Here is a 16,758-nt window from a genome sequence, read left to right on the forward strand (position 1 = left end):
CCCGTTTCGAGCGCTACAAGCACCATGTCCTCGCCACCCTGCGCAAGGACGGGTCCCCCGTGGCACCGATTCCCGGGAGTCAGGCTCTGTGCGCCGTCGCCATCACCGGCGTGCTGCGGTTATGCCGGCACACCGAAGGAAGCGATCATGAAAGCAGCGGTATACGAAGGACCGCGTACGGTCACCGTGAAGGACGTACCAGACGCGAAGATCGAGCACCCCTGCGACATCATCGTCAAGATCACCACCACCAATATCTGCGGTTCGGACCTGCACATGTACGAGGGCCGCACCTCGTTCGAGTCCGGCCGCACCCTGGGCCACGAGAACATGGGCCAGGTCGTGGAGGTCGGCTCGGCCGTCCGTAAGGTCCAGGTCGGCGAGTATGTGGTCCTGCCCTTCAACATCGCTTGCGGCTTCTGCAAGCAGTGCGAGCGGGGTCTGACCAACTACTGCCTGACGATGCAGCCGGAACCGGCCCTCGCCGGAGCCGCCTACGGGTTCGCCGACATGGGCCCTTATCAGGGTGGTCAGGCGGAACTGCTGCGAGTGCCGTACGGCGACTTCAACGCGCTGCGTCTGGGCGAGGACGCCGCCGAACGGCAGACCGACTACGTGATGCTCGCCGACATCTTCCCCACCGGCTATCACGCTACCGAGATGGCAGGCGTCAAGCCTGGCGACCAGACGATCGTCTTCGGGGCCGGTCCCGTCGGGCTGATGGCGGCCTACTCCGCGCTCCTCAAGGGCGCCGGCCGCGTCTGGGTGGCCGACCACCAACCCGACCGGCTGCGCAAGGCGCAGGAGATCGGTGCCATCCCGATCAACACCGCCGAGCAGAACCCGGCGGAGGTCGTCAAGGAAGCCACCCTCGGTCTGGGCGCCGACAACGGCTGTGAGTGCGTCGGCTACCAGGCACACGACCCCCAGGGACACGAGGACGCCAGCCTCACACTCAATGGACTCATCGACTCGGTCAGATTCACGGGCCACATCGGCGTGGTGGGCGTTTTCCTGCCCCAGGACCCCGGCGGTGCCGAGGCCCAGGGAGAGCTGGAGGCGCAGGGCAAGGTCCCGATCGACTACGGCATGATGTGGTTCAAGGGCCAGCAGATGGGCACCGGGCAGGCGCCGGTAAAGAGGTACAACCGGGCGCTGCGGGATCTGATCGCCGGCGGGAAGGCAAAGCCGAGCTTCGTCGTCTCCCACGAACTCAGCCTCGACGAGGCACCCACCGCCTACGAGCACTTCGACGCCCGCGACGACGGCTGGACCAAGGTAGTCCTGCACCCGAACGGACACGGCAACGGCCACAAGCGGTAACGACCAAGGAACCCGCGACCCGCCCGGCCCTCCGGGCCCGAACCGGGGGACGGACGGCCATCGCCCCGGCTCCATCGTCTTGGCCAGACACGCGATCCGCATCCGGGTGCCGTCCATCTCTCTCCCCGACAGCGGCCCTCACCAGCCCCCTGACCGAAGGAATGAGCACCATGGCACCCGATCTCCGCGGCCGGAAGGTCGCGATCCTGGCGACCGACGGCGTCGAGCGCGTCGAGCTCGAGCAGCCGCGTGGCGCCCTGTACGGCGCCGGCGCGAAGACAGAGGTCCTCTCCATCCACCCCGGCGAAATCCAGGCCCGCCAGGGAGACCTGAACTCCGCAGGAACCTTCCCCGTCGACCGCCTCGTCTCAGACGCCTCCGCCGACGACTACGACGCCCTGCTGCTGCCCGGCGGCACCATGAACCCCGACCAGCTCCGTATGAACAAGGACGCCGTCGGCTTCGTCAAGGCCTTCGTGAACTCGGGCAAGCCCGTAGCCACAATCTGCCACGGCCCGTGGACTCTGGCGGAAGCCGACGTCGTGCGCGGACGCCGACTCACCTCGTGGCCGAGCATCCGCACGGATCTGCGAAATGCAGGAGCCGAGGTCGTCGACGAAGAGGTCGTCGTCGACGGCCAGTTCACCTCGAGCCGGTCGCCCGATGACCTGCCTGCCTTCTGCGCCGCCATCGTCGACCAGTTCGCCCAGGCCGGCAGCCCAAGCTCCGGCGCCTAGCCCGGCACCGAGAGCTGCGCGCCCCAGTGCGCCCGCAGGACAGTCCACGGACCCTCGCGACTACGGGGCGGCCTGGGACATCGCCGTTCACATGGCCTCCCGGCTGTCCTCCGGTAAGGCCGGGGTGAACCGGCCCGTCGCCGGTGCCCCGTCATCGAAAACGAGCTGCGCCAACTCTTGGAGGTTGTTGCCAAGCCGTTCACGATATGACGGAGACGCTCTGTAGTCGCGCGCGCCCAGCTGGGCCTGCGCACCGCCGTCGTCGAGGCGAAGTACTGGGGCGGCGTCTGCCTCAACGTCTGCTGCATCGTCCAAGGCCCTGCTGCGCAACGGCGATGACTGCCGGGGACCGCACGGAGCGAGAGGGCCAGCGGGATCACTCCCAGGCGGCGACGTTGTGCTTGCGCCTGACCGGCGCCGTGCCCGCATTGGAGGCGAACAGTCCGCGGGTGGATGGGCCCGGATGCGCTCGATGTCCTCGGAGACCGCACGCGGGTGGGTGCGCATGGTGCTCCGGGGCGCGGTCGAGGTGACCCATGGCGGACACCACGGTCGACCATGCCCGGTCGTGGCCGCTGAGCCCGCAGCAGCCCACGTCGGGACACATGACGCTGTCGTACTCGCGCGACCCGTTGCCACCAGCCAGGACCTGCGGGCGTTCTTCGACTGCCATCGCCGGGCGTTTGCCCACTTCGGCGGAGCGCCGGTGGCGATCGTCCACGACCGGGCTTGAGGTCACTGGGCTGATCCACGCCGCCCGCGGGCGCCACCTGCTCTACGCGGGCTGCTTCTCCACGACGACATCGAGCTGCTCGATCGTGGGCTCCTCGAAGAGCTCACCCGTTTTCTCACCGAGCGCTTCCGCGACCTCACCCGACAGATGCGCCTGGCGCCCGTCGTCGTCCGGAAAGGCATCGAAGATCCCGAACGACGAGGGTCCGAACTGGATTCCGAACCACCTGACGGTCTTGGGCTCCCCCTCGACGATCGCCAACCCCTGATTCAAGAAGTCCCGGACGTCGTTCTCCCTGCCGTGCAGTGCTTCGAGGCGTACCAGAAGCGCTTTGCTGACCTGCGTTGCCATTTCGGGTCCCTCCTCTTCCTTTGCTCGGTTCGCGCTGTCGCGATAATCAGAACGCCGCTACGGCCGCCTCTGCGACCGTCTGATCCTGCTCGCGGTGCCCCTGCATCACAGCCCGGTCGGGCGCGCTGCAGGGGTGTCACAGCATCTCCAGCGGCCGTTTGCTCTCCGGCGGCGGGAACGCCCGGTCCAGGGTCGCGAGGTCCTCGGCGGTCAGGTCCACCTCCAGAGCTGATCTGTTCTCCTCGACGTGCGCGCGGGAGGACGCCTTCGGGATCGCGATGACGTCCTCGTGCCGCAGGACCCAGGCCAGGGCGATCTGCGCGGGCGTCGCACCGTGGGCGGCTGCCACGCCCCGCAGCGCCCGGTGGCCGAGCAGACGGCCCTGCTCGACCGGCGAGTACGCCATGACGGGGATCGACAGTTCACGGCACCTGGGCAGCAGACTGTACTCAGGCCCTCGACGGCTGAGGTTTTACAGCACCTGGTCGGTCTGCGGCCTGGCTCCGGGCGGCAGGTCCGCGAGATCATCCACGTCCAGGTTGCTCACCCCCCAGGAGCGGATGACACCTCCCGCACCAAGGACTCGAACGCCTCGACCGTCTCCTCCAGCGGCACAGCTCCACGCCAGTGCAGCAGGTACAGATCGATCCGGTCCGTGCGCAGACGGCGCAGGCTCCCCCGGCATGCCTCGGCCACTCCACCGGCGTCCGCATGGGAGGGGAGCACCTTGCTGACCAAGAAGACCTCGTCCCGCCGTCCGGCCACCGCCTCGGCCACCAATTCCTCCGCCGCACCGTCCCCGTACATCTCCGCGGTGTCGATGAGGGTCATCCCCAGGTCCAGCCCGGCGCGCAGGGCCGACACCTCGGCCGCGCGGCACCCGGGATCCTCCCCCATCCCCCAGGTGCCCTGACCGAGCGCCGCAACCCCGCAAGGAAGGATGACCGTCCGCGGATCCGCCATGGCTTCCTCCTGGATGTAACGGTGGCCAAGACTGCCAACCACCAACTGCACCACGATCTCAGCGGAATGGGATTCTCCTGCGGCACGTCGCCCCTCGTAGAACCACGTCGTCAGAGCGGGATGCGCTGCGGCCGGACGCAGGTTCTCCTCGAGTTTTCCGGTCATGGCCGCGCTGGCCAATGCCCGTCCCAGTCGAGGTGCCTGTTTGAACAGGTTGTGCCCTGCGGCGAAAAGGATTCTGTCGGCTTCCCAGACCGCCATGCCGTCTTCGCTCCACGGCAGGCTTGTCACCCAGCAGTGCAGGTGCTCGACGGGCTCGGGGTCGAGGCCGGGCAATGCGCGGGAGACGTACGTGCGGGCGCGTGCGCTGTTTGCTCGGCGAGCAAATCGACCATGACCCGGGAACTCCTTCCTGTCCAGGAACGCCCCGGCCACCTAACTGATCTCTCCGAGCCGTCTCGGCGAAGTCAGTCGTGACGGCATTCCCTGACTGTCGTTGGGCTGTGTGGTGCCGCCCAATCTCGCCGCGTCGGTGCCCGGCTGAGTTGCCTGCCCGGCCATGAACGAGCAGGCCAGGTAGGCCCTAGATTCGCCGCATCATCGCAGCGAACCGCAGGCGTGGCCTCCGGTCACCGACAGCGCTCCGGTCATGGCCGGCGCCCGAGGGTTGAGTTGGCCATGACCTCACACGCCCGGAAGAACGCTGCCCGTGAGCAGCAGGAGTTGTCCGGCCGCAATCGTCGTGCTGCCCTGCAGGACGTCCGCGACGCCCTGCAGCCCGCTCCCGAAGCTCGCCGGGCATCAGCCCGCGCCGGGACGGACGTTGCCGATCATGCGGTGCCCGTCGAGTTGCTCGCTCTGGTCCTCGATCACTCCCGCCGCAGCGGGAAGTACCTCGACAAGGCCGTGGGGCTCGGGCGCAGCCACGGGGGCTACCCCAGTGAGTGGCAGCGCCTGGTCCTCTATGCGCTCACCGACGCGCACGCCCACCTTCAGCTGCTGATCGGGACCCTTGCCGCAGCCCTGCAGCAGCACGGCGTGGACGACGACCGGATCCGCCGGCACCTGCAATCCCCCGACCCTGACCGGTACATCACCCAGCACGCTCTCGACCACCTCGCCGGACTCACTGGGACACCGGTCCCGGACGGGCAGGAGCAGCCCATCTGGCACTACCTCGGCACGCAGGTCGCCCAGCGTGCGCACGACGAACTGGAGCGGCAGGAACGCCACTGAGCTGGGGCCGCCCCACCCGGCGGGACCCCAATACGGGCCGGGCAAAGACACTGCAGAGACGCTGCCAGCCGAGTAGCCACGAGGGGCAGAACCCGCCCTCAGAAGTACGTTTCCCCTGACAGCGGGAGAGGAGCGGGGTGTACCGCCGCATGACAGCGACGCCCGTCCCCGGTACCGCCCCGGCCGCTCCTCTGGCGTCGGCGGGCACGGTCCACGGCGTACACAGCCTCCCGGCGCCGTCGACAGTGTCCTGCCGGTTCAGGTACCCCGGGCGCCTGCGCTGACCTGGGATGATTGAGCTCTGGGTACCCCGGCGGTACTCTGGCGGCATGGCAGCACTCAATGTGGACTTCTCCGACGCGGAGCTCGAAGACCTCCGGGATGCGGCCCGGGAGCGTGGCATGACGCTGAAGGCCTTCGTGAAGTCCTCGACGACCGACGCGATCACCCATCAGCGGAGCCTGAAGACGGCGGCAACGGAGTTCCAGCGGGTCTTCGCGGACCCCTCCCTGGCCGAAGCCATCGAAGCGGCGGGCATCGACGACGGCCCGACGGCAAACACGACGGGCAGGGCCGCCTGAAGCAATGGCACCCGCCTTGCACATCGACGTGCGCTGGCTCCTGCAGCAGCACGAGACGGCCCTTCCCGACCAACCCCACATCAGTGACTTCTCAGCCCTGGTCGCGGCCGTCGCGCGCCATCGTGTCGATCCGCCCCGTCTCGGCGTCGACCCGGACGCGTCCTGGCGCGCTGCGGCCCTGCTGCACACCCTGCTCCTGCTCAGGCCCCTGCCGTCCCTCAACGTCCGGTTCGCGTGTGCCGTCACCATCGCCTACATGCACGCCAGCGACGAGGGCCTCGACGTCCCCTACGGCGAGCTGGTCGAACTGTGCAAGGACCTCCTGGCGGGCAAGGACACCGTCTTCGGCGCCGCCGGCCGGATCCGTTCCTGGCGCATCTGACCGTCGGCAGCGCCCGCATCACCTGCGTCGGCAGTGCCGACGCCACACCGGCCGTTGTGCATGGCGCGACGGGTCAGAGACCCAAAGCAGGGTGCCGCGGCCCCGCTGAGTTCTCTTCGGGCTGGCCGGAGGACTGCCAGGTGGGTGGTGCGGGCTCGTGGGATGTCAGTCCGCCAGGCGTTGCGACGGGGGGGAAGTTCATCGCGGCGGCAGTGACCTGGTTCTCGTCCTCGCGGCGGGTCTTGAGCTTGGGCGACACATCGAACGTGACCGGTGGCGCCTGAGTGAAAGCCCGCGGCCTGCGCGGGCGGGGCGGCTGGGCGTTCATGCGTCCCGCTCCCCGCGTCGCCGCGCGCTGCCCCAGCTCTCTGTGCCCACGACCACGCCTCTCCGCCATCCGCTGAACGTCAACACCACTGTCACCGCGGCGAAGCGGTGAGAGGCCGCCACGAGCTGCTGAAGCGCTCGAGATCGGTTTTCACCCTGGCGCTCGCAGCGCGCTCCACGTGGGCGCGGTGCGGGCCGACAGCAGCAGCGCGCACAGGGCGGCGGCCATCAGCGGGACAGCGAAGTGGCCGCCGAGCGGGCCGGCCAGGGCTGTGCCGCCGGCCAGACCGAGGCGGATCGCGCTGGACATCCAGCCGACCGCTTCTGTCGATGTCCCCGGAGGGGCAATCGAGGCGAGGGTCAGGCTGGCCACGGTCAACACGGGGACGAACGCAGCGCCCGGCAGCATCACCAGGAGGAGGACCGCCGCAGCCGGGAGCGGGGCGAGCAGGGGAAGCCAGCAGGCCGCGAACACGCCTGCCAGCAGCATCAGCTGACGCGGCCTCAGGGCGGTGGCGGGCTGGAAGCGGACGAACAGGACGCCACCGAGCAGCCCCGCTGCGGAGAACAATGCGGGCACCGCTCCGGCGACCCACAAGGCGTCCTGCTGCTGGGCCACGGCGATCGCGGCGACGTCGAGAGCTCCGATCGTCGCGCCGAGGACCCGCTACGCGGGCGGCAACGCGTACGAGTCTGCAGTAACCACCTACAACGCTCATTACCAGCCAGTCATCACCCAGACCACCGTTCCGGCATCCGAAGGCGCGCTGGCCGGTACGTACAAGTGGACGACCCAGTACAACCTCAACACCGGCCAGGTGATGTGGACCCAGCGTCCCGCCATGGGCGGACTGCCAGCAGAGAAGGTTGCCAATACCTACACGCCAGTAGCAGGCCTGCTCAACACGGTCGGCGCCGGCACCGACCCACTGGTCTCCGAGAGCAAGTACGACCACTACGGCAACAACACCATCCGGCGCTACGGCGCGTTCGGTCAAAGCCTCACGACCGCCAACACGTTCGACGAGCACACGGGCGCACTGACCGACACCTACCTAGACCGAGACACCGCTCCACAGCGCATCGACGATACGCACTACAAGTACGATCTCGCCGGCAACGTCACCTCCATCGCCACATCTCAGGGCCAGGACGCCACACGCACGACCGACACCCAGTGCTTCAACCTCGACGCACTGCGCCGGATCACCGAAGCCTGGACCGACAAAGACGCCCAGTGCTCGTCGGCGCCATCAGACGCCACCGTTGGGGGGCAGGACGCATACTGGACGTCGTACACATACGACGCCGTCGGTAATCGCCAGACCGAGACCCAGAACAAGACAGCCTCCGGTCCGACCACAGATGCTGTGCGCACTTATGCAGCGCCGACGGCGGGCACTCACGATCTTCCCAAGGTGACCCAGACTGGGGCAGCTCCTCGCGAGGATACGTATACCTACGACCCGACGGGCAACACCGAAACTCGAAAGATCGGGTCAGCGGCAACCCAGACCTTCACGTGGGACGAAGAAGGCCACCTCGCAGCAGTGAAGGAGGGGGCAAGCGAGAAGGCAAGCTACGTCTACGACACTGACGGCCAACGCATCGTCGAACGGAACGCCACCGGCACCACGCTCCACCTCTCCTACGGAGCTGAGTTGCATCTGAGCAAGAGCGGCGAAGTGACCGGCACACGCCACTACTACGCTGAAGGTCGGCCGCTGGCAATCCGCGCGTCGGGGAAGCTTGCATTCACCTTCTCCGATCATCACAACACAGGCACAGTCCAGGTGAGTGCCGACGCAACCCAGGCCGTAACGCGTCGCAAGACGTCGCCCTTCGGCGACCGACGAGGCGCAGGAGGAGCTGGCTGGGCAGGGGACAAGGGATTCGTCGGCGGCTCCGAAGACGAATCCACCGGAACCGTCCACCTTGGCGCACGCGAGTACGACCCAACAACAGGCCGGTTCATGAGCGTCGACCCGGAGATTGACCTCAACGACCCGCAACAGTCACACGGCTATACATACAGCAACAACAACCCTGCTACTAACAGTGACCCCACGGGCCGCATGCTCGAGGAATGTTGGCAGGGGCTCATCGATTGCGAGGGCGGATTTCCGGTCTCGAGCAAGCCCAATCCGGAGCCCTCGGGCGACACGGTTGAGGACTTCATCAACCAGGTCGTCAATGCGGGCTGGGGAACCCAGCCCGCCGGCTCGGTGAGGAAGAAATTCAACGTCGGGAAGGGCCCCAACCGCGGCATCATTCGCATTACGTTCTACATTCACAGTAAGGATGCGGCCCTCGGTAGACTGGTTGGCGACGACCGAGAGATGTCGATCGATCCTCATCAGCCCTACCGCATGTCCCTCTTCTGGAACACGGAATCCGGCGAGTGCACCTTCACGATCACTGCCTCACACACGATCGCCCAAGAGAAACTGCAGTCGGTTGGTACAGGGCATCTCCAGGTAAAGAGAGTCACAGTGCCCGGGAAGGTGATCCCAGCTAATCCAATCAAACTCGAAGCCTTCCCGGGCGATTCTCTCGGCGCCAACAACATAGTGAACATGCACTCCTACGGTCACGACACCAACTCAAGCCAACTGGACATGGGCATCCACGCTGTTAACAGCCTGATGAGGGTGTTCTCAGTCGACAACGACCTCAAGGTCAAGGCGACGAAGAGCTCCGTTACAGTGAGCAGGTCGGGCGATCCGTACCCCGACATGGAAGTCGTCCAGTACCGCACCAACCAAGCACCACGCGTCATCGCCAAGGACAGTATGGCGAGCACGCTAGGCCTGGACTCCATCCCTGACTGGCCGGGGAAGATCGACAAGACGTGGACGGACGGGCGATGCGTGAAGGGGTGCTGATGCAGGAAGTCGGTCGACCAGTTGGTCCTGGGGTGAGCCGGGTACTCTCTCGGATAGGGCGATGCGCCCTGACGTACCTGGTCCTTTACACGGTTGCCTGGGTAGCCATTGCCCTAGGTAGCCCTCCCGAGGACTCCCTGGCCGTGATCGTTCGAGATAGCCTTACCGTTGCGGTAGTGACCGGAGTCCCTTCACTGTTGCTCGGAATCATCGCCGGACTCACACACACGCAGATGGACGTCATCCAATTCCGGCTAATAGTGTCGGTTCCGATGGCCGTCTTCGCCTGGCCTCTTATGGCAGCGAGCGGAGACGAACCGCTGCTGTACCAGGTCATAGCTCAAGTAGCCTTCGTCTGGCTCACACCGGCGCCACTCATTCCCGAAAACTGGGAGGGGCCAGCGCTCCAGTCGAAAGAGCACTAGGGGCGCGTTAGAAGCGTGATGACTCGGCCCGTCGAGTTGAACTCGGCGGGCCGAGTCGCCGACGCGGTCGCACTCGGCGAGAGTCCCGTCCAGGAGGACGAACTCCGGATCATGCTCGCGCAGAGTCTTGAGCAGGCCCGGCGCGCGGTCGGCGAGCAGACCGGTCACGGCGGTGACGTACGCGTGGACGGTGCCGACGGATATCCCGAAGCCGGCCGCGATCCGGGCGAGGGTGTCGTGGCGGCGCAGGTACACCAGAGCGACGAGCGCCCGCTGGTGCGGCGGGAGTTTGCACCTGCGGTCACCCTCACGGGTGACGATGAGCATCGTGACCCACTCGACCAGGGCATGCGGGAGGTCGAGTGCGGCAGGATAGGGAAGCAACAGGGCTCCTGTGCCGATGGGTTGAGACTTCGAACACCTCCACCAACGGCACGGGAGCCTTGTGCGTTGCGGCCCTCACCGCGACCTGACCGGCGTCACCCGATCAGTGGCCACACTGAAAACGCTCAATGAAGAGCGACTGATAGATCGCTTCGTGGCTGATGCGCATGGACTCATCATCGGGGAAGTCGGCACCAAGTCGGTGCGAGATCTGTTCCGGGCTCCACGCCATCGCCCATCGCCTGTCCTGCCGATGCGGCTTGTTCAAGCCCTTCCAGGCGCGCGTCTCAGGCCCGGTGACGATCGTGCCGTCGGGTCGACGGACACTGCCGGCGAGCCGATCCTGCACGTACTCACGCAACCTGTCGTTGCCTACGAGTTTCGCGGTCTTCGGACGCTTCGCGGCCTGCTGCGCCTTCCACTGCGCCACCAGGGCCCGGTAAACCGACTTGCCACTCCGGGTCGCCGCGTTGCGGCGCAGCTCGCGTGAGATCGTGCCCGGGTCGCGTCCGATCCTGCGGGCGATCTCGCGCACGCCGATCTCCTGGGCCCGCAGCAGCGCGATCTCCTCACGCTCGGCGAATGACAGGTAGCGGCCCGTGGGCTCATCCAGGCTGATCGGCGGCATGCCGCCAGCGTGACGGAACCACCGGGATCCGACCGGCCATGAAACGCCAACAGCCACCGCGGCCTCTGCCGTCGTCACTCCCGACGCGATCCGCCGCCAGAAGTTCCGCTGCACCGCACGAGACGGCTCCGGTCGGCCTGGCGAACGCATCGACGCTCGCAACGCCCGATCCGCCGCCCACTGCCGTCGCGCACCCGCAGGCAACTTCGGCATCTTCTTCTCGTCTCGCCCCATCGCGCACCTCCGTGATCAAGGTGTTGCGACGACCAGTTGAATCCGCCTTGACTGCCCACGTCCGAATGATGAACCAGGCTTTGTCCGGCGGGAGTTCCGGCGCGGGCGCGGCGCCACAAGGCCATGTCGAGGGCGTCCAGGACGAGCTTGGCCCGCTTGCTGGTGGCGGCGGACCAGCCCACGATCGCCCGGGAGAACACGTCCACGACGAACGCGACGTAGACGATCCCGGACCAAGTGGTGACGTATGGCTTCGTTCATCTCAAGGAACAGCGATTGTCGACCGGTTCCGGAGTCAGTTGTCGATCAGCTGGCTCGCGAATGTCGAAGCGAAATGACGGCGCTGGTGAGCGAGTGAGGGAAGCCCGGGACGGCCAGCCGCCCGTCAGGGCGGCTGGCCGTCGAGGTAGGGAGCGGCAGGAGCAATGCGTGTGTGGCCGACGCGGTGCTGTGCGACATCCCGTGAGTTCCCCTGAGCCCCGCTGAGTCCCTGTGCCCGTGGCCAGGGGGTTCTTCCTCCTTCGTGTGCTCTGCCGGCTTGTGACGCAACTTCGGGATTCTTGAAGCGTTCTCATCTCGTCCGACCGATTCGCAGTCGGGTCGAAGGTGAGGGGGCTCGGGTTGGCGGCGCTGGCAGTCGTACGAGACCTGCGTGAGCATTGGGCGCCCGCGTCGGCTGAGGAGCTGGAGCGGTTCGAGACCGATGTGCTGTCCGGGTTCGTCCTCGCACGGGCCTCAGCAGGGCTGGCGGACGGCACCATCCGCGGGGACGTCGGTCACCTGGATCAGATCAGGACCTGGTTCGGCCGGCCCTTGTGGGACATGGAGCCCGCTGACGCGGACGTGTACTTCGGGAAGGTGCTGCGGCACTCGCCGAGCGGCACCCGGCTGGGCCGGTCGCAGGCGTTGAGCACGTATTTCATGTTCCTGGAGCTTCGGCACAAGGTCGAGATCCATCGGATGACCGGCCGGGTGGTCGAGTGCCCGATCGACGAGATGAACCGGCCGCGCGGGGCCAAGGACGCCCAGCTGCGGATCCCGCCGAGTGAACCGGAGATCGGGATGTTGTTCACCGGCTGGGGCGGCGAGCTGGCCACCTGCCGGAAGTTCGCCCCCACCGCCCGGAACTACACCGCCTCGAAGTTGATGTCCCAGGTCGGTCTGCGGGTGAGCGAGGCATGTGGGCTCGACCTGGACGACATCAAATGGGACCTGGGCCGCTTCGGCAAACTCCACGTCCGCCACGGCAAGGGGGCCCGCGGCTCGGGGCCGCGTGAGCGGATGGTTCCGCTGATCAACGGTGCCGACCGGACACTGCGGTGGTTCATCGAAGACGTGTGGGGTCAGTTCGATGACGATCACACTCGCCCTGGTGCCCCGCTGTTCCCCTCCGAGCGCAAGAACACCGACGGCTCCGCCCGCCGGGTCGGCGACGACGCCCTGCGCAACGGGCTCGACAACGCGGTCCAGGCTCATCTGCCGAGCTGGACGGACAGGTTGACACCGCACGTCCTGCGGCATTTCTGCGCGTCCCAACTCTACGGAAACGGACTGGACTTGCTCGCTATCCAGGAGGTCTTAGGACATTCCTGGATCGCCACAACCATGAGGTATATCCACGTGCAGCAGACCCGGGTCGAGGACGCCTGGGTCGCCGGGATGGAACGGGCCGCGAAGCGGCTGGAAGGACTGGCCCGATGAGGTGGAACCTGCGGCTGACCGCCGCGAACAAGGGTATCTGGAAGGCGTCCGAGCTCCAGCGGAGCCTGGCCGAGCACGGCCTGGTGATCTCGGCCGGCAAGATGTCCGGGCTGTGGTCCGGCCAGCCGGTCTCGCTCAAGCTGGAGGACCTGGACGTCATCTGCGTGGTCCTCGGCTGCGAGATCGGAGACCTGCTGATCCCCGAACCGGAGAAGGTCCGCCGCCCTGGCCAGGCAGAGGAGACGGAACGGGCCGCGGTCGGTGCGGGAACCGCCGCACCGAAGGTGATCCCCAAGCGCCGGGACGGCCGGTCGCTGCCGCCGGAGTGAGCCGATAGCACGGTTCCCGAAGGGCTACGTCAAGCCCACCGACTCCTGCGACAGCTGCCTGGCCTGGGGAAACTTCAGCGGCCGCCTCTGCCCCACCTGCTACATGTTCGGCCGCGGCCACGACGCGGCCGCATGCACCGGCTGCCGCCGCGTCCAGCCGCTGAAGTGGAACTACTGCCGCCTGTGCTGGTGCCAGGCCCGCCTCAGTGCGAAGGACGTCGGCGGCCAGCCCACGGACGAGACGGGCGTGCGGAACCGGCTCGCCGCCGTCCGGCATCACCAACTGTTCTTCGTCGGGATGCACTACCGCAGGAGACCGACCCCCGCGGCTCGGACGCGCGGAGAACGGCGGGGAGCCCCGCGCAAGCCGCCTCCTTCACAGGCCTGGCGCCCGGATCCTGGCTGGCGGCAGCTACCGCTGTTCGCACAGATCCCCCGTGACTACAGCCGGCTCGCCCTGGCCGACGCCGACCTGGCCAGCCCGTGGCTGGCCTGGACAAAGTACCTCGCCCACCGGCTCGCCGAGACCCGCGGCTGGGGACGCAACATCCGCTTCGCCGTCAACCGCGGCCTGGCCCTCGTCCTCACCGGCTACGTCGAGGGCGACGTCATCCGGCACACGGAGATCTTCGCCCCGCTGCGGGCCCTGGACCTGCCGGTCGGCCACACCGTCACGGCCCTGGACGAGATGGGGATCTTCGAGGACGACAGCGAACCCTCCTTCGAACGCTGGCTCGCCGAGAGGCTGGAGGGTCTCGCACCCGGCATCCGCTCGGAGACCGAGCGCTGGACCCGCGTCCTGCGCGACGGCGGCCCCCGCAGCCTCCCGCGACGGGAAGGGACGGTCTGGCTCTACCTCAACCGAGTCCGCCCGGCCCTGCTGGAATGGTCGAAGCCCTACGACCACCTGCGCGAAGTGACCCGCGACGACGTCCTCACCTACGTCAAGACACTGCACGGTCACCAGCGCCACGACCAACTCGTCGCCCTGCGCTCGCTGTTCACATGGGCCAAGCGGAACGGGCTGATCTTCCGCAACCCCACCAGTCGGATCAAGGTCGGGCGATACGAGTACGCCGTGCTGCAACCGCTCGTCCCTGAGCAGGTCGACCGCTCCGTCGCGGCGGCCACCACCCCGGCGACGCGGCTCATCCTCGCCCTCGCAGCGGTCCACGCCGCCCGGGTCGCCCAGATCGCCAACCTCATGCTCGACGACGTCGACCTCGGCAACGGACGGCTGACCATCGCCGGACGTGTCCGCCCGCTCGACGACCTCACCCTGAAACTGCTGCTGGACTGGCTGGAGCACCGGCGAAACCGGTGGCCGAACACCGCGAACCTCCACCTACTGATCAACAACCAGACCGCAACCAAGACCAGCCGCGCCAGCAACCACTGGATCAGCGCCGCGATGCGCGGCCAGGACGCGACGCTGGAGCGGCTCCGCGTCGACCGGCAACTCGAAGAGGCCCTGACCCACGGGCCCGATCCGCTTCACCTCGCCGAGGTGTTCGGGCTCGACGAGAAGACCGCAATGCGCTACGCGGACTCCGCACGGGCACTACTGCAACAGGCAGCCGAGCACTCGGCATCGCCCCCGGGAAAAGAACTTGGCCCGGATTGAGAGGACTTGAAGAATGACGGCCATGCAGACTCGACAGGCATGGCCTGATGACGCATCAGCGGTCGCCGGTGTTTACGTGCGCTCCTGGCAGGCGGCCTTTGCCGGTCTTGTCCCCCAGCCCTACCTCGACGCCATGGACCCAAGCCGCGAAGAGTCCGAGTGGAAGACACGCATCGCGGAGACACGATGGCCATTGTCGGGAGTACTGGTAGCCGAAACCGAGGCGGGGATCGTCGGATTCGCAGGTTTCGGCCCGTCTCAGGAGACCCCTGCCGTCGCGGAAATCGGCACGCTTTACGCGATGCCCGAGGTCTGGGGCACTGGGATCGGGAAGCACTTGATGCTGGCCACGTTGACGACTCTCCGACAGGCCGAGTACACGCAAGCCACCTTGTGGGTCCTGGAAGACAATCGTCGCGCCCGGCGCTTCTACGAAGCTGCCGGCTGGCGCGCAGACGGAACAGCCGTGGAAGACACCACCGGTGGGGCTTCTCTCAACAAGTTGCGCTACCGCCGCCCTCTTGGCTAACCCGCTCGGCGTCTTACCCGTCCAGGGGACCAGGAACGGCAAGGTCGCGAGTTGGCCTCGAACCCACGGAAGCAACTCCGCAGAGCACGACGACGGACCCTTGAGTTCCCACCGAGAACCCTTCAGTTTGCGTGAACTCACGGGACTCTAGGGGCTTGAGGAACATCCATGTCAGATCGTGCGCTAAGCCCCCGTCGCCCCTGGTGGGCGGCTGACGGAGCATCGGAAGCGAACGCTATCTGAAGTCTTCTCGCAGATAACACCCCGATATCTGCGGTAGCTTGATTCGTCACCTGCGGTGACGCTCTTCGGTTCCTACGCGAAGCGGCCCTGTTATCTGTGGCAAGGGGGAAGCGGTGCCCACCGTCGTACAACTGCCGACAGGCAAAGCGCTCACCGTGCGGACGGCGGCCGACCTCTTCCTCGACTCGCTCGGCAACCCGAACACGGTCCGCACCTACGGGATCGGGGTGGGCAAGACTGCGCTGCGACTCGGCGAGGGCCGCCCGCTCGGCTCGGCTACGGACGACGAAGTGGGGGAAGCCCTCGAACTGCTCTGGGGCACCGCGGCGGTGAACACCTGGAACTCCCGTCGGGCATCGGTGCTGTCCTGGCTGGCGTGGTGCCGCGAGCGCGGCTACGAGTGTCCGGCGGTCCCGTCCTGGGCGAAGCGGCTGGGGGTGCCGGACTCCGAGACCCCGGCCCGCTCGCGCATGGCCATCGACCGGCTGATTGCGCGGCGCGAGGTGCACCTGCGGGAGAAGACCCTGTACCGGATGCTCTATGAGACCGCCGCTCGATCCGACGAGATTCTGGGTGTGAACATCGAGGATCTGGACTTCGCCGGGCGCCGCTGTCAGGTCAAGGCCAAGGGCGCCCGGGCGAAGGCCCGACGACGGGGCCAGACGCGCGAGGACTTCGTGCTGGAGACTGTGTACTGGGACGCGGGCACGGCCAGGCTCCTGCCCCGCCTGCTCAAGGGACGCACGCGCGGGCCAGTGTTCGTCACCCACCGCCGAGCCGGCCCAGGGAAGGTGGTGGGCCCGCGGGACGTGTGTCCGGACACAGACTTCGCCCGGCTCTCATACGGCCAAGCCCGCGCCCTACTGGATGGGCACACCGCAGTTCGTGGACCGGGCAGCGGTTGGGACCTTCACGAGTACCGGCACTCTGCTCTCACGCACCTCGGCGAGCAAGGTGCGTCACTGCTCATGCTGATGGCCAAGTCGCGTCACAAGAAGGCGGAGAACCTCCGCCGTTACTTCAAGCCCTCACCGGCGGCCATCGCCGAGCTGACCAGCCTTCTGGCCCCCGGTGACAGCCGGCGGTGAGCCAGAACCTTGATCAACCTGTGCACTGACGGCAGGCGGGGTTGGATCGGACTCG

General features: G+C 67.2%; 13 protein-coding genes and 4 pseudogenes. 11 read left to right on the forward strand and 6 right to left on the reverse strand.

What is annotated here, in order from left to right:
- The first annotated feature begins 147 nt into the window (after window positions 1–147).
- Entirely contained in the window at window positions 148–1,323 is a 1,176-nt protein-coding gene (locus ABTX78_RS34480) for a glutathione-independent formaldehyde dehydrogenase (RefSeq protein WP_352210721.1), read from the forward strand.
- A gap of 170 nt (window positions 1,324–1,493) precedes the next feature.
- Window positions 1,494–2,060: a type 1 glutamine amidotransferase domain-containing protein gene (locus tag ABTX78_RS34485; protein WP_352210722.1), complete on the forward strand. Its 567-nt coding sequence runs from the start codon at window positions 1,494–1,496 to the stop codon at window positions 2,058–2,060.
- Window positions 2,061–2,835: 775 nt separating this feature from the next.
- On the opposite strand, the gene ABTX78_RS34490 is transcribed toward ABTX78_RS34485, so the two are convergent.
- Together ABTX78_RS34490 and ABTX78_RS34495 are read right to left on the reverse strand one after the other, a co-directional pair.
- Window positions 2,836–3,144 (reverse strand): antibiotic biosynthesis monooxygenase, encoded by a 309-nt coding sequence (locus ABTX78_RS34490; protein ID WP_352210723.1) that lies wholly within the window; start codon window positions 3,142–3,144, stop codon window positions 2,836–2,838.
- Window positions 3,145–3,280: 136 nt separating this feature from the next.
- Window positions 3,281–4,107 (reverse strand): annotated as a pseudogene (locus tag ABTX78_RS34495) (aldo/keto reductase).
- Between the two features lie 678 nt (window positions 4,108–4,785).
- Between ABTX78_RS34495 and ABTX78_RS34500 the strand changes: the two are divergent.
- The 3 genes from ABTX78_RS34500 to ABTX78_RS34510 all read left to right on the forward strand — a co-directional run bounded on the left by ABTX78_RS34500 (window position 4,786) and on the right by ABTX78_RS34510 (window position 6,306).
- Window positions 4,786–5,343, forward strand: coding sequence for a hypothetical protein (locus ABTX78_RS34500; RefSeq protein ID WP_352210724.1), 558 nt, complete (start codon window positions 4,786–4,788; stop codon window positions 5,341–5,343).
- 329 nt (window positions 5,344–5,672) lie between these two features.
- Window positions 5,673–5,924 carry a hypothetical protein gene (locus ABTX78_RS34505; RefSeq protein ID WP_352210725.1) on the forward strand — a complete coding sequence of 84 codons (252 nt, stop codon included), beginning with the start codon at window positions 5,673–5,675 and terminating at the stop codon, window positions 5,922–5,924.
- A 4-nt stretch (window positions 5,925–5,928) separates the two neighbouring features.
- Window positions 5,929–6,306 (forward strand): toxin Doc, encoded by a 378-nt coding sequence (locus tag ABTX78_RS34510; protein WP_352210726.1) that lies wholly within the window; start codon window positions 5,929–5,931, stop codon window positions 6,304–6,306.
- 478 nt (window positions 6,307–6,784) lie between these two features.
- On the opposite strand, the gene ABTX78_RS34515 is transcribed toward ABTX78_RS34510, so the two are convergent.
- Complete coding sequence (locus tag ABTX78_RS34515; RefSeq protein WP_352210727.1) at window positions 6,785–7,252, reverse strand: hypothetical protein; 468 nt, start codon at window positions 7,250–7,252, stop codon at window positions 6,785–6,787.
- A 223-nt stretch (window positions 7,253–7,475) separates the two neighbouring features.
- Between ABTX78_RS34515 and ABTX78_RS34520 the strand changes: the two genes are divergently transcribed.
- Window positions 7,476–9,518: an RHS repeat domain-containing protein gene (locus ABTX78_RS34520; RefSeq protein ID WP_352210728.1), complete on the forward strand. Its 2,043-nt coding sequence runs from the start codon at window positions 7,476–7,478 to the stop codon at window positions 9,516–9,518.
- A gap of 476 nt (window positions 9,519–9,994) precedes the next feature.
- Here the strand turns inward: ABTX78_RS34520 and ABTX78_RS34525 are convergent.
- The 3 pseudogenes from ABTX78_RS34525 to ABTX78_RS36220 all read right to left on the reverse strand — a co-directional run.
- Window positions 9,995–10,327, reverse strand: a pseudogene (locus ABTX78_RS34525) (helix-turn-helix domain-containing protein); the annotation flags it as partial.
- Window positions 10,328–10,451: 124 nt separating this feature from the next.
- Window positions 10,452–11,168: pseudogene (locus tag ABTX78_RS34530) on the reverse strand (transposase); the annotation flags it as partial.
- A gap of 32 nt (window positions 11,169–11,200) precedes the next feature.
- Window positions 11,201–11,437 (reverse strand): annotated as a pseudogene (locus ABTX78_RS36220) (DDE-type integrase/transposase/recombinase); the annotation flags it as partial.
- 373 nt (window positions 11,438–11,810) lie between these two features.
- Between ABTX78_RS36220 and ABTX78_RS34540 the strand changes: the two are divergent.
- The 5 genes from ABTX78_RS34540 to ABTX78_RS34560 all read left to right on the forward strand — a co-directional run bounded on the left by ABTX78_RS34540 (window position 11,811) and on the right by ABTX78_RS34560 (window position 16,703).
- Window positions 11,811–12,890: a tyrosine-type recombinase/integrase gene (locus tag ABTX78_RS34540; RefSeq protein WP_352210729.1), complete on the forward strand. Its 1,080-nt coding sequence runs from the start codon at window positions 11,811–11,813 to the stop codon at window positions 12,888–12,890.
- On the forward strand, window positions 12,887–13,219 hold the full coding sequence (locus tag ABTX78_RS34545) for a helix-turn-helix domain-containing protein (protein ID WP_069816392.1): 333 nt from the start codon (window positions 12,887–12,889) through the stop codon (window positions 13,217–13,219). Before ABTX78_RS34540 ends, ABTX78_RS34545 begins: the two co-directional genes overlap by 4 nt.
- Before the next feature lie 103 nt (window positions 13,220–13,322).
- Window positions 13,323–14,843 (forward strand): hypothetical protein, encoded by a 1,521-nt coding sequence (locus ABTX78_RS34550; RefSeq protein ID WP_352210730.1) that lies wholly within the window; start codon window positions 13,323–13,325, stop codon window positions 14,841–14,843.
- Between the two features lie 13 nt (window positions 14,844–14,856).
- Entirely contained in the window at window positions 14,857–15,372 is a 516-nt protein-coding gene (locus ABTX78_RS34555) for a GNAT family N-acetyltransferase (protein WP_352210731.1), read from the forward strand.
- 356 nt (window positions 15,373–15,728) lie between these two features.
- Window positions 15,729–16,703, forward strand: a complete 975-nt coding sequence (locus ABTX78_RS34560; RefSeq protein ID WP_352210732.1) for a tyrosine-type recombinase/integrase — start codon at window positions 15,729–15,731, stop codon at window positions 16,701–16,703.
- Window positions 16,704–16,758: the final 55 nt, after the last annotated feature.

The organism is Streptomyces sp. NPDC096193 (genome assembly GCF_040302905.1).
Classification (GTDB): domain Bacteria; phylum Actinomycetota; class Actinomycetes; order Streptomycetales; family Streptomycetaceae; genus Streptomyces.

Coding starts and splice junctions, on each gene's coding strand:
- ABTX78_RS34485 (WP_352210722.1), top strand. CDS start 1,494: ATGGCACCCGATCTCCGCGGCCGGAAGGTCGCGATCCTGGCGACCGAC.
- ABTX78_RS34545 (WP_069816392.1), top strand. CDS start 12,887: ATGAGGTGGAACCTGCGGCTGACCGCCGCGAACAAGGGTATCTGGAAG.
- ABTX78_RS34500 (WP_352210724.1), top strand. CDS start 4,786: ATGACCTCACACGCCCGGAAGAACGCTGCCCGTGAGCAGCAGGAGTTG.
- ABTX78_RS34550 (WP_352210730.1), top strand. CDS start 13,323: ATGTTCGGCCGCGGCCACGACGCGGCCGCATGCACCGGCTGCCGCCGC.
- ABTX78_RS34480 (WP_352210721.1), top strand. CDS start 148: ATGAAAGCAGCGGTATACGAAGGACCGCGTACGGTCACCGTGAAGGAC.
- ABTX78_RS34490 (WP_352210723.1), bottom strand. CDS start 3,144: ATGGCAACGCAGGTCAGCAAAGCGCTTCTGGTACGCCTCGAAGCACTG.
- ABTX78_RS34520 (WP_352210728.1), top strand. CDS start 7,476: ATGGGCGGACTGCCAGCAGAGAAGGTTGCCAATACCTACACGCCAGTA.
- ABTX78_RS34510 (WP_352210726.1), top strand. CDS start 5,929: ATGGCACCCGCCTTGCACATCGACGTGCGCTGGCTCCTGCAGCAGCAC.
- ABTX78_RS34555 (WP_352210731.1), top strand. CDS start 14,857: ATGACGGCCATGCAGACTCGACAGGCATGGCCTGATGACGCATCAGCG.
- ABTX78_RS34505 (WP_352210725.1), top strand. CDS start 5,673: ATGGCAGCACTCAATGTGGACTTCTCCGACGCGGAGCTCGAAGACCTC.